A 12108-nucleotide genomic window follows, 5' to 3' on the forward strand; every position below is an offset into this window, starting at 1 on the left:
CGGGGCCCCCGGGGGCCGGGGGGCCGGGCACACCCCCCCCCCCGGGCCCTGGAAGCCCCTCGCCCCGGGCCCCGCCGGGTCGGCCCCGACGCCGGGCCCGACGCGGCGGACCGGCCCGCGACGACGCCGTCGCACCGGCCGGCACCACCCCGGCCCGGGGCAGCACCCGCCCCCGCTTCCGGACGCTGCCCCGGACCACGCCCCGGGCGCGGTCCGCCCTCCCGGCGGACCGCGCCGGGCCCGTCCGACCGACCCCACCCAGAGGAGTACGTCATGGCGGCCACCACCAGCCTCGGCTCCACGGCCGGCCCCGCCGAGAGCGCCCCGCCGAGACGCCGCGCCAACCCGCTGCGGCACCTGCCCGCCTACAGCTTCGTCGCCCCGTTCTTCCTGGTCTTCGGGATCTTCGGGCTCTACCCGCTCGCCTACACCTTCTGGGTGTCGCTGCACCACTGGGACCGGCTGACCGGCGACGCGGGCTTCGCCGGGCTCGACAACTTCCGCGAGCTCCTCGCCGACCCGGACTTCTACACCGCGACCTTCAACACGTTCAGCATCTTCCTGCTCTCGACGGCGCCCCAGTTGCTCGTCGCCCTCGGGGTCGGCTGGCTGCTCGACCGCCGGCTGAGGGCCCGCACCACCTGGCGCGCCCTGGTACTGGTGCCGCAGTACGTGTCGGTGGTGGCCGTGGCCCTGGTCTTCTCCCAGCTCTTCGGCCGCGACTTCGGCATCGTCAACCGGGCGCTGGAGCAGCTCGGCCTGATCGGCGACCCGATCGACTGGGCGGCCGACACCTGGAGTTCGCACCTGGCGATCAGCTTCATGGTGATGTGGCGCTGGACCGGCTACAACGCCCTGATCTACCTCGCGGCCATGCAGGCGGTACCGCGCGAACTGTACGAGTCGGCGATGGTCGACGGCGCCGGCCGCCTCCTGACGTTCCGTCGGATCACCCTGCCGGCGATCCGGCCGACCGTGCTGTTCACCGTGGTCATCTCCACCATCGGCGGCCTGCAGCTGTTCGCCGAGCCGATGCTCTTCGACCAGCAGGGCAACGCCGAGGGCGGCACCGAGCACCAGTTCCAGACGCTGACGCTGATGCTGTACAAGTACGGCTTCATCAACAACGACGCCGGCTACGCCTCCGCCGTCTCCTGGGTGCTCTTCCTGCTCATCGCCGTCGTCGCCACGGCCAACGCCCTCCTCGTCCGCCGCTCCGGGCGCTGACCCACCGACCGGGAGACCATCATGGCCACCGCCACCACCCCCGTACCCGCCGCACCGACCGCCCCCGCCGCCGCACGCGGACGCCGCCGCGCCGGCCCGCGCCACCACGACAGTGCCGGCCCGCTCGCCCACCTGCTGCTGGCCGCCGCCGTGCTCGGGTCGCTCTTCCCGCTGTACTGGACCTTCGTGGTCGCCTCGCACGGCGACAACTCGGTGCTCTCCGGCGCGACGCCCTCGCTCGTCCCCGGCGGCCACCTGCTGGAGAACGTCCGGCGGGTCTTCGACACCGTCGACTTCTGGAAGGCCCTCGGCAACTCCGTCACCGTCGCCGGCTGCACGGCCGTCAGCAACGTGCTGCTGTCCTCGCTGGCCGGCTTCGCCTTCGCCAAGCTCCGCTTCCCCGGGCGGGGCGTCCTGCTCGTCGCCGTCATCGGCACCGTCATGGTGCCGACCCAGCTCGGCATCATCCCGCTGTACCTGCTCGTCACCGACATGGGCCTGTACGGCAGGCTCTCCGCGCTGATCGTGCCCGCGCTGGTCTCCGCCGTCGGCGTGTTCTGGATGCGGCAGGCCATGACGGAGAACATCCCCGACGAACTGATCGAGGCCGCCCGGATGGACGGCGCCGGCCCGCTGCGCACCTTCGCGCACGTCGCCTGGCCGGGCGTGCGCTCGACGGCCTCCGTGCTCGGCATGTTCACCTTCATGTTCGCCTGGAACGACTACTTCTGGCCGCTGATCGCCCTGCCGCCGGAGAACGGCACCGTGCAGATCGCCCTCAACCAGCTGGCGGCCGGGTACTACACCGACTACACGCTGATGCTCGCCGGGGTCGTCGTCTCCGTCGTACCCGTGCTGCTGCTGTTCGCCGTGCTCGCCCGCAGGATCGTCGCCGGTGTGATGGCCGGCGCCGTCAAGGGCTGAGCGCCCCGCCCGAACCGCCGGGCACCCGCCGCACCGTCCAGGCACCTCCCGTCCGACCCGAGGAGTCCCATGACCGCCGTCGCACCGACCGCAGCCGCCGGCGCCGCCGACCCGGCGCACCCGGCCGGTCCGCCGCTGATCCGCAACCCCGTGCTGCCGGGCTTCCACCCGGACCCCTCGATCCTGCGCGTCGGCGGTGACTACTACATCGCCACCTCCACCTTCGAGTGGCTGCCGGGAGTCGCCCTGCACCACTCCACCGACCTGGTGACCTGGCGGCCGCTCGGCGGCGCGCTCGGCGAGACACGGCTGCTCGACCTCACCGGCGCCCCGGACTCCGGCGGCGTCTGGGCGCCCTGCCTGTCCTACACCGACGGGCGGTTCCACCTGGTGTACTCCGACGTCAAGAGCCTCGCCGGCGCCTACAAGGACGTCCACAACCAGGTCGTCACGGCCCCCACCCCCGTCGGCCCGTGGTCCGAGCCCGTCCCGCTGCCCGGACACGGATTCGACCCCTCGCTCTTCCACGACGACGGGCCGGACGGCGACGGCCGCAGCTGGCTGCTCTGGCTGGAGTGGGACCACCGGCCGGGCACCAACCCCTTCTCCGGGATCCTGCTGCAGGAGTACGACCGCGCGGCCCGGCAGGTCACCGGCCCGGTCCACCGGATCTTCGACGGCACCGAGCTCGGCTGCACCGAAGGCCCGCACCTCTACCGCCGCGACGGCTGGTACTACCTGATGACCGCCGAGGGCGGCACCTCCTGGGCGCACGCCGTCACCGTCGCCCGCTCCCGCACCCTCACCGGCCCGTACGCGGCGGACCCGGCCGGGCCGCTCCTCACCTCCGCCGGCCGGCCCGACCTGGAACTCCAGAAGGCCGGCCACGGCAGCCTGGTGGAGACCCCGGACGGCGAGTGGTACCTCGCCCACCTCACCGCCCGCCCGCTCACCCCGCTCGGCGCCTGCGTCCTCGGGCGGGAGACCGCGATCCAGCGGATGCGGTGGACGGCCGACGGCTGGCCACGGCTCGCCGACGGCGGGAGCGCCCCCGCGGTGGACGCACCGGCACCGATCGCCGCCCACGCCCCCGCGCCGGACGGACCGGTGGCGCTCACCGGCTTCGGCGCCGACCGGCCGGCGCCGGAGTGGATGACGCTGCGCCGCCACGCCGACCCGTCCTGGCTGTCGCTGCGGGACGGGCGCCTGCTGCTGCACGGCGACGAGTCGCTCACCTCGCGGCACCGGCAGAGCCTGCTCGCCCGGCGCTGCCAGCACACGGACTTCTCCTTCGAGACGACGCTCGACACCGCACCCGTCTCGGCCCGCCAGGCCGCCGGACTGGTGCACCTCTACAACACCGGCCTCTGGCACTACCTCCACCTGAGCTGGGACGACACGCTCGGCCGGGTCCTGCGGCTGGGGGTCTGCGACCTGGGGCACTACGGCGAGCCGATGGCACCGCTGCCGGTCGGCCCGGGCCCGCTGCGCCTGCGGCTGTCGGTGCGCGGCGCCGCGGCCCGGTTCGCCTGGTCGCCCGCCGAGGGCGCCCCCCGCTGGCGGGACGCCGGGCCCGAGCTGGACGCGGCCCGGCTCTCGGACGACTACGCGACCGTCGGCGACCAGGCCACCGGCCACTACACCAGTTGGGGGTTCACCGGCGCGTTCGTCGGCGCCTGCGCGCAGGACCTCACCGGCGCCCGGCTCAGCGCGGAGTTCACCGAGCCGCTCTACCGCTCCCCCGGTGCCGTCGGCGGGCAACCGCGGCACTCCCCCGGCGGACCGGACGGGCGGCGCCGGTGAGCGGCGCCGCCCCGGGCGGCCAGTCGCGGGCCCACTATCCTGCTCTGACCCGGGGCGGCGCGAGCGCCCCGGCCGCCCCCGGGGCGAGGACCACGAGGAACGGACGGCAGATGGCGGGCCAGGCACGACACAAGGTGACGATCGGCGAGATCGCCGCCGAGGCCGGGGTCTCCAACGCCACCGTCTCCAAGGTGCTGAACGGGCGCAGCGACGTGTCGGCCGCCACCCGCGAGCGCGTCCAGCAGATCATGGACCGCCACCACTACCAGCGGCGCCGGCCGCGCCGCCGCGGCGGCCTGGTCGACCTGGTGATGAACGAACTCGACAGCCTCTGGTCGATCGAGATCATCCGCGGTGCCCAGGAGGCCCTGGCGGAGGCCGGGGTCGGCATGGTGCTGTCCGCCGTGCACGGCACCAGCACCGGCACCGGGGAGTGGCTGGAGCAGATCGCGGGACGCCGCTCGGACGGCGCCATCCTGGTGGTGTCCGACCTGACGCCGCGCCAGCGGGCCAGGCTGGCCGCGCTCAAGGTGCCGTTCGTCCTGGTGGACCCGGTGGGCACGGTGGACGCCGGGGTGCCGACCATCGGCGCCACCAACTGGGCCGGCGCCATCTCCGCGGTGGAGCACCTGGTCGGCCTGGGCCACCGGCGGATCGCCCACCTCGCGGGCCCCCGGCAGCTGTTGTGCAGCCGGGCCCGGGCCGACGGCTACCGTGCCGTGATGGAGCGCGCCGAACTCCCGGTGCCGGAGGGCTGGCTGCGCTTCGGCGAGTTCAACGACCGCTCCGGCCGGCGCGAGCTCACCGAGTTGCTCGACCAGGTCGCCGCCGCCGGGCAGGAGCCGCCGACCGCCGTCTTCGCCGCCAGTGACCTCCAGGCCTTCGGCGCGTACGCGGCCCTGCGCGACCGCGGCCTGCGCATCCCGCAGGACATCAGCATCGTCGGCTTCGACGACGTACCGGTGACCCGCTGGAGCGACCCGGCGCTCACCACCGTCCGCCAGCCCCTGCAGGAGATGGCGGCGATGGCGGCCCGCACGCTGCTGCGCCTGGTCGACGGGGAGGAGGTCGACCTGCCGCGGGTCGAGCTGGCCACCCGGCTGGTCGAGCGGGGGAGCACGGCCCCGCCGCCGGCCGGGGGCTGAGCGTGCACCGCCGGGCCGTCCCCTCGGGCGGCCCGGCGGCAGTCGTGCGGTCAGCCCGTGGTGGTGCAGCTCGGGGCGGTGGTGACCGGGAACGCCGGCGGGGCGTTGGTGAGCAGGTAGAACTCCGCGCTCCGGCCGGGCTGGAGGACGCCGTTCCAGGAGAGCGCGGAGGCCCGCAGCCGGCCGCCGGCCGCGCTGACGTCGGCGTTCCAGGACTGCGTGACGACGCTGCCCGCGGGCAGGTTCCACCCGGTCTGCCAACCGCTGGTGGGCGTGCTGCCGGTGTTGCGGACGGTGACGCGGTACTCGGCGCCGGCGTTCCAGGTGGTGAGCGTGGTGATCTCGGCCCGGCAGCCGCCGCTGTGCTTGAAGTCGCCGAGTTCGTCGAGCGTGACGACGTACGGGTCGTCGTAGACGCGCTTCAGGAAGTCCCGGGAGTTGGCGGTGCCGTCGGTGAGGAAGCCGCCGGACCAGGTGACGAACCAGCTCCAGTCGGCGTGGTAGGCGCGCAGCAGGTCCGGGTCGGGGATGGTGCCGACCTCGCCGAGGGCGACGGGCTTGGCGTCCTTGCCGAGGGCGACGAGCCGGTCGTAGGTGCCGCTGACCGGCCCGTGGTCGCCGGCCGGCGGGTAGGAGTCGGTGCTGACGACGTCGACCACGTCGTCCCCGGGGTACCAGGCGGCGTCGACGGAGTTCCACACCCAGACCAGGTTGTGCAGGTGGTTGTGGTTGACCATCCGGTCGTACATCAGCCGGTAGAGCTCCTTGGCGGGGCCGGGACCCTTGGCGCCCCACCAGAACCAGCCGCCCTCGGCCTCGTGCAGGGGACGCCAGAGCACCGGTACGCCGGCGTCCTGGAGGCGGGACAGCTGGACGGAGATCGCGTCGATGTCGCGGATCAGCAGCCGGTAGTCGTCGGAGCCGGGGTCGGCCAGCGCGGCGGCGAGGTCGAAGGTGCTGGCGTCCGTGTAGAAGCCGCGCCACCACTCCTTGCCGGGCTGGTCGACGAGGTGGCTGGGGGCGTTCCAGTGCCAGACGAAGGTGGTGATGCCGCCGCGGGCGTCCCAGGCGAGGGCGTTCTCGACCTCCTGGGAGCTCGCGCCGTGCTCGACCCTGCTGGGCGAGTAGTCCATCAGGTCGAGGCCCTCGACGGCGGGGGCGCGGCCGATGTTCTGCTCCAGCCACTGCACGGAGGCGGTGTCCTGCTGGCCGCTGAGGATGCGGTCGCCGTAGCCGGAGCCGAGGTAGGAGAGCAGGGAGCGGGCCTCGGGGGTGGCGGCGGGGTCGACCGGCGTGCCGGAGAGCCGGTGCGGCGGCGGGGGCGGCGCCGGGGCGAGGGAGATCGCGTCGATCTGGTACCAGCCCCAGTCGGTCTGCAGGGCGACGGTGTTGACGCCCGCCCTGAGCAGGACCCGGCCGGCCGGGGCGTCCGCGAACACCGTCGAGGAGGCCAGCGACACCTCGCCGGCGCCGGCGCCGTTCAGCCGGAGGGCGGTCTTCTTGTCACCGTACGGGGAGCGGTAGCGCACCGTCAGGTCGTAGAGGCCGCCGGGGCTGTCGGGCACGGTGACGGTGACGGTGTCGTCGGGGGCGTCGAAGCCCTCGACGTATCCGGTGCCGGAGTGGCCGGGCTCGGCGGAGGCGCTCTGCACGCCGTTCAGCTGCCCGTCCTCGGCCTCGTAGACGGCGGCGGCGCCGGAGGCCGGGGTGCCGGTGGCCGAGGTGCCGGCCGCCGCCGGGGCGGCGGGGGCGAGCGCGAGCAGCAGGGGGAGCAGCACGCCGGCGGCGAGCACCGCCCGGGGTCGGGTGGGGCGTGTTCTGGACACGGGTCGGCCTTTCGGACGGCTCGGCGGGAGGGGGGCCGCACCGGTCGTCGGTTCACCCGGCACGACACAGGAGCTTCAACGGTCGGCGACGCGGTGTCAACGGTTTGGGCAGGATTTATGGGAGCGCTCCCACATTCCATGCCGACTGCCCGCGGCAATGCTTGACGGATGGTCAGTGCGACGGGCGGGTGAGCGGCGGGTGAGCGGCGGACCCCACGGCCGGTGGCGCTCCGGGCCCGGCCGCGCGGGTCCGGCCCGGCCCGGAGTAGCTCCGGACCGGGCCGCCGGTCAGCCGGACGGAAGCCTCAGGAGCTCAGCACGCCCGAGCCGAGCAGGCCGAAGAGGATCACGCCGATGGCGATCCGGTAGACCACGAAGGCGTTGAACGAGTGCTTGGCGACGTACTTCAGCAGCCAGGCGATCGAGGCGTAGGCGACGGCGAAGGAGACCGCGGTGCCGACGATGAGCGGCGCCGTGCCGACCCCGGCGCCCAGGGCGTCCTTCAGCTCGTACAGGCCCGCGCCGGTGAGGGCGGGGATGCCGAGGAAGAAGGAGAGCCGGGTGGCGGCCACCCGGTCGAGGTCGAGGGCCAGGCCGGCGGACATCGTCGCGCCGGAGCGCGAGAAGCCGGGGAAGAGCAGGGCGAGGATCTGCGCCGAGCCGACGATCATCGCGTCCTTGAAGGAGGTGTCGTCCTCGCCGCGCTTGTGCCGCCCTATCTGGTCGGCCGCCCACATCACACCGCTGCCGACGATCAGGGACCCGGCGACCACCCAGAGCGAGGCCAGCGGGCCCTTGATCAGCGGCTTGGCGGCCAGGCCGACGACGACGATCGGGATCGTGGCGTAGACGACCCACCAGGCGAACTTGTAGTCGTGGCGGTACCGCTCCTCGCGGTTCACCAGACCCCGCCCCCAGGCGGAGACGATCCGCACGATGTCCTTGAGGAAGTACAGCAGCACGGCGGCGATGGCGCCGACCTGGATGACGGCGGTGAAGCCGACGACCGAGGTGTCGTCGACCGGGATGCCCATCAGGCCCTCGGTGATCTTCAGGTGCCCGGTCGAGGAGACGGGCAGGAACTCGGTCACCCCCTCGACGATTCCCAGGACAACCGCCTGTCCGACAGTGATCGCGCTCACGTGCACCTTCCCAGTGATGTCGGGCGAACCATCCGGAGATCGACATGCGGGACTCCGTCCTCGCATGTGACTACAGGAATGTAGACGTCAGCGGCGGCCCCCGTCCAACCGCCTGGACCCTCGGCCCCGGCCACGCCACCCCCAAGACGCACGCACGAGCGGTCGGCCACGCCTCACCACCGGTCCGCCGCCGGGCCGCATCGCAGCGATGCCGCCCCGGCCGGGCGCCTCCCCGAACGGGGCGGAGCCCCGGGCCGCACGTCAGGGGCGGAAGTACCCCGTGCGGCTTGGGCATTCCTGCCTCTTTGCCCACCGGAGGCCGCGGTCGAGAATGGGAGGACACCTCTCGCCGTGCCCTTCCACCGGGAGGAACGGGGAACACCGCATCGCCGTCACCGGGGAGTCGAATTCCCCCCTGCCCGGGGGCGGCGATACCCACCTCCGGCGGCCACCGGGATTCGCCGATCCTCCCGGCCGGGAATTCCCGAGATCAGACCGGCGGGTTTCACGGGGATCCGTCCACCGGCCCCGACGATCGCATTCCCACCGACTTCGGAGATGATCGTGATGAGTGGCAGCAGTACCTTCACGGATCGACCTTCCGCCGCGCTGGCCGCCACCGCCGACGCATTCATGCGGGCAGGCGATCGTGGCCGGGAGGCTGCCGCCCGTTTCGAGCTCGGCAGTCACCTGTTCCACCTGAACCGCGTCGACGACGCCTTCGAACAGCTCAGCCGCGCGGCGGAGCTTTTCGACCAGGCGGGGCTCGCGGCCCCCGCGGCCCAGGCGCTCCTCGGCTGCGGTCACGCCATGACCACCGCGGGCCGGGCCGGGGACGGCCTGGTTTGGTTCGACCGGGCCATCAGCGGGTTCGCCCGCGCCGGGGACGGGGCCGGGGAGCTGGAGGCCTCGGCGGCCAAGCTCGAAACCCTGGCCGACCTGGACCGGTGGTCCGACACCGAGCTGAGTGAAAAGATCATCGCCGCCACCCGACACACGGCCGACCCGCGCCTGCTCACCTTCCGACTGGTGGTCTTCCGCTACCGGACGCAGGCCCGCCTGGCGGCAGGAGACCCGGTGGGATCCCTGGAGCCGGCCAGGCGGGCCGCCGACGTCGCGGGTCGACTGGGGGACCGCGGCATCGAGGCGACGTTCCGGCTGGCCCTCGCCCACAATCTTCGGATTCTGAGGGATTTCGAAGCGGCGGCCCGGGAATACGAGCAGGTGGTATCCCTGGCGAGCGACCTGCCCGGTGCCGCCGGTCTCGAAGAGCAGGCCCTGATCGGTTTGAAGGTGACACTGGATGGCTGACGCGCTGACGGGTGCCGACCGATTCCGTCAGCTCGCGGATCGGTACGCCGCCTCCGGAAACACCCGCATGGAAGCCCAGTGCCGATATCAGCGGGCCGAGAGCCTGGGGCGCGGCCGGAGCGCCCGCGAGAGTCTCCTGCGCTCCATGGAAACGTCGATCTCGCCCCTGCTCGACCTGCGGGAGGAACGGGCGGCGGAGTACGAGCGTGCGGCGGAGCTCTTCGACCGGGTCGACCTCGTGGGCGAGGTGGGCCGGTGCCTCTACCAGGCCGCGTACGAGTACAACTGGCTCGGCCTGAACCGCCCCGAGTACCGCGAGAAGTGCTACTCCACCTGCCTCACGGCCGCTCGACGCCTCGGCGCCGCCGGTGACTGGTGGGGCGAGGGAATGGCCGAGTTCCTGGCGGGACAGACCCTGCGGACGGACGGCATCGGCGACCCGCCGGACCCACGGAACCTGCCCGCGCTCCGCCGTGCGGCGGACGCCTTCACCCGCGCGAACCGCCCGGTGGAGGCGGCGGCCGCCGAGATGACCGCCGCGGTCACCCTGACCCGCACCGACGGCACGGAGTGGATGACCGCCGCCGTCCAGGCCATGCGCACCTACGAACTGGCCCGACCGAGCCTGCGCGTGCCCAAGGACCGGGAGGTCAACGACCGGACGATCATCGCCGACGGGGCCCGCGTCCTCACCGGCAAGCTCAGCAGGTCCGTCGCCACCCTGGGCACCCACCCGCTGTGGGGCGAGCTGGTCTGGCTGCTCGGCGAGGCACCCAAGGCCCGCTCGTTCCAGGACCAGCAGCTCCAGGACGACACCTGGAGCCGGCTGGCCGCCGACGACAGCAGCCTGTCGGAGCTGATGACGCGCCGGAGGAACCTGGTCCGGGAGCACTCCGACCTAGAACTCATGATCTCTGCGGCGCTGATGACCGGGCGCTCGTACGACCGGATCGAGGCGATGGAGCAGAAGCTCCGACAGAAGGCCGAGGAGTTGGAGAACACGGACCGCAAGGTGGCCGAACGGTTCCGGCGCATCTACCACGACGCCCCGGAGCTGACCGAACTGCTCAGCACCTCCCCGGTGACCCCGGGCGAGTTGCAGGGCTGTCTCGACCCGGGCGAGGCCTACATCGGCTACCGGTGGAACGACGGCGCTCCCCTGCGCTCCGTCGTCACCCGGACGAGCGTGGTCGCCGGTCTCGCCACGGGAGTGTCCGCGGAATTCGTCGACCAGGCGGTCGCCGCCTGCCGCGAGGGCGACCGCATCCCCCGCAGCAATCTGGTCGAGCCGCTCCCCGAGCGGATCGACACGCTCGTCATCTCACCCGACGCCCTCCTCCTCGGCCTGCCGTGGCACTCGCTCCCCAGCCCGACCGATCCCGACCGCACACTCGGTGAGCGCTACACGATCTCGGTCGTTCCCGCGGCGGGCGTCCTCAGGTACCTGCGCAACACGCGGAGCACGGTCACGGCCGGGCGGGACACCGCCTACCTCGGCGTGGCCTGCAACGGAGGGGCCTACCAGCCGCTGCGCTTCGTGGACCTGGAGGTGGAGACGACCGAGCGGGACCACTTCGCCGACGAGCCCGGATCCGGCTGCCTCGTGACCGCGGACTGCGACCGGTTCCTGCAGCGCGGCTGCGACACGGGCCTGCTGCACCTCGCGTGCCACGCCGAGCCGCACGGGCTGCTGCTGTCCCGGGACGGCACCTGGACCCGGCCCACCGACCTGCTCAACCTCCCCGGGCGCACCTTCGGCGCCGACGTCCTCCTGCTGACCGGCTGCAACGCCGGCGACTTCGCCAAGGACGAGAACAACGAGTTCCTCGGAGTCGTCCGCCAACTGATCGTGGTGACCGGGGCCCGGGCCGCCGTCGCCAGCGTCGCCCCCGTGGTGGACGAGGCCGGCGTGCTCTTCGCCGACCTGTTCGTCTCGGCTCTGAACGGCCACGGCCCGCAACGCCCGTGGCGGACGCCCGACCGCCCGCTCCCGGTCGGTCCGGCGGTCGCCTGGGCGCAGCGGACGATGCGCCGCGAGGTCCGCGAGGCGGACGTCCTGGCCCTCGTCCCCGACTGCGACCACCCGTATCCGGCGGACCCCACCTGGTGGTCCCCCTGGTTCGTCGTGGGCGACCCCAAGGCGACCGCGAGCGGCCGGCGGGCCACCTGACCTGCCCGACACGGGCCACCTGACCTGCCCGACAAGGCTGGGAGTGCAGTGATGACGTACTACCTCAAGGTGACGACCGCCGATCCCGACGCCGCCGCAGACCTCGCCTCGGCCGTCCGGGCGGACGCCGCCGCGGCGGGTGCTCGCGACGCACCGGTCTCCGACGGTGTCCGCCTGAGCCCGCCCCGTCCGCGCGGCGGCGTCGGCGAGCAGTTGCTGACGCTCGGACTGACCGTACCGGTCGGGATCACCGTCGACGTGGCCGCCGACCGGGTCAAGCAGTACCTCCGACGCCACGAGGAGGACCGCCGGGTCAGGAGAGCGGCCATCAGGAGAGCGACCATCAACTGGACGGAGGAGACGGTCGACAGCGACGGGCGCCTGACCAGGAGCGAGCGGAAACACACGATCGAGTTCGACGAGGCCTGACGCCGGTCGGGCGGTCGCCGCGGTCGTGCGGCCGTCGGCCACCGCTCGTCGAGGAGGGTCGTGGCCCGTCCTCGACGAGCGGTGGCCCGGCCGACTCCGGCTACCGTCCGCCGCCGGCCCGGCCGGTCGGC

The 12108-nt window shown here is 73.3% G+C and carries 9 protein-coding genes; 7 read left to right on the forward strand and 2 right to left on the reverse strand.

What is annotated here, in order from left to right:
• The first annotated feature begins 273 nt into the window (after positions 1 to 273).
• From ACFTWP_RS29385 to ACFTWP_RS29400, 4 genes are all read left to right on the forward strand, one after another.
• Complete coding sequence (locus tag ACFTWP_RS29385) at positions 274 to 1227, forward strand: carbohydrate ABC transporter permease (RefSeq protein WP_380267946.1); 954 nt, start codon at positions 274 to 276, stop codon at positions 1225 to 1227.
• Positions 1228 to 1248: 21 nt separating this feature from the next.
• Positions 1249 to 2151: a carbohydrate ABC transporter permease gene (locus ACFTWP_RS29390; protein ID WP_380267947.1), complete on the forward strand. Its 903-nt coding sequence runs from the start codon at positions 1249 to 1251 to the stop codon at positions 2149 to 2151.
• Positions 2152 to 2220: 69 nt separating this feature from the next.
• Positions 2221 to 3954 carry a glycoside hydrolase family 43 protein gene (locus tag ACFTWP_RS29395; RefSeq protein WP_380267948.1) on the forward strand — a complete coding sequence of 578 codons (1734 nt, stop codon included), beginning with the start codon at positions 2221 to 2223 and terminating at the stop codon, positions 3952 to 3954.
• Positions 3955 to 4064: 110 nt separating this feature from the next.
• Entirely contained in the window at positions 4065 to 5099 is a 1035-nt protein-coding gene (locus ACFTWP_RS29400) for a LacI family DNA-binding transcriptional regulator (RefSeq protein ID WP_380267949.1), read from the forward strand.
• A gap of 50 nt (positions 5100 to 5149) precedes the next feature.
• On the opposite strand, the gene ACFTWP_RS29405 is transcribed toward ACFTWP_RS29400, so the two are convergent.
• Both ACFTWP_RS29405 and ACFTWP_RS29410 read right to left on the reverse strand, forming a co-directional pair.
• A complete protein-coding gene (locus tag ACFTWP_RS29405; RefSeq protein WP_380267950.1) occupies positions 5150 to 6925 on the reverse strand; it encodes a glycosyl hydrolase in 1776 nt (591 codons plus the stop codon).
• Positions 6926 to 7230: 305 nt separating this feature from the next.
• Positions 7231 to 8067: an undecaprenyl-diphosphate phosphatase gene (locus ACFTWP_RS29410; RefSeq protein ID WP_380267951.1), complete on the reverse strand. Its 837-nt coding sequence runs from the start codon at positions 8065 to 8067 to the stop codon at positions 7231 to 7233.
• A 558-nt stretch (positions 8068 to 8625) separates the two neighbouring features.
• On the opposite strand from ACFTWP_RS29410, the gene ACFTWP_RS29415 reads away from it, so the two are divergent.
• The 3 genes from ACFTWP_RS29415 to ACFTWP_RS29425 all read left to right on the forward strand — a co-directional run bounded on the left by ACFTWP_RS29415 (position 8626) and on the right by ACFTWP_RS29425 (position 11977).
• On the forward strand, positions 8626 to 9378 hold the full coding sequence (locus ACFTWP_RS29415) for a hypothetical protein (protein ID WP_380267952.1): 753 nt from the start codon (positions 8626 to 8628) through the stop codon (positions 9376 to 9378).
• A gap of 145 nt (positions 9379 to 9523) precedes the next feature.
• Positions 9524 to 11548: a CHAT domain-containing protein gene (locus tag ACFTWP_RS29420; RefSeq protein WP_380267953.1), complete on the forward strand. Its 2025-nt coding sequence runs from the start codon at positions 9524 to 9526 to the stop codon at positions 11546 to 11548.
• Between the two features lie 51 nt (positions 11549 to 11599).
• Positions 11600 to 11977, forward strand: coding sequence for a hypothetical protein (locus ACFTWP_RS29425; protein ID WP_380267954.1), 378 nt, complete (start codon positions 11600 to 11602; stop codon positions 11975 to 11977).
• Positions 11978 to 12108 lie beyond the last annotated feature (131 nt).

Source organism: Kitasatospora sp. NPDC057015 (assembly GCF_042673745.1).
Taxonomy (GTDB): Bacteria; Actinomycetota; Actinomycetes; order Streptomycetales; family Streptomycetaceae; genus Kitasatospora.

Coding starts and splice junctions, on each gene's coding strand:
- ACFTWP_RS29385 (WP_380267946.1), top strand. CDS start 274: ATGGCGGCCACCACCAGCCTCGGCTCCACGGCCGGCCCCGCCGAGAGC.
- ACFTWP_RS29390 (WP_380267947.1), top strand. CDS start 1,249: ATGGCCACCGCCACCACCCCCGTACCCGCCGCACCGACCGCCCCCGCC.
- ACFTWP_RS29420 (WP_380267953.1), top strand. CDS start 9,524: ATGGAAACGTCGATCTCGCCCCTGCTCGACCTGCGGGAGGAACGGGCG.
- ACFTWP_RS29395 (WP_380267948.1), top strand. CDS start 2,221: ATGACCGCCGTCGCACCGACCGCAGCCGCCGGCGCCGCCGACCCGGCG.
- ACFTWP_RS29425 (WP_380267954.1), top strand. CDS start 11,600: ATGACGTACTACCTCAAGGTGACGACCGCCGATCCCGACGCCGCCGCA.
- ACFTWP_RS29400 (WP_380267949.1), top strand. CDS start 4,065: ATGGCGGGCCAGGCACGACACAAGGTGACGATCGGCGAGATCGCCGCC.
- ACFTWP_RS29415 (WP_380267952.1), top strand. CDS start 8,626: ATGATCGTGATGAGTGGCAGCAGTACCTTCACGGATCGACCTTCCGCC.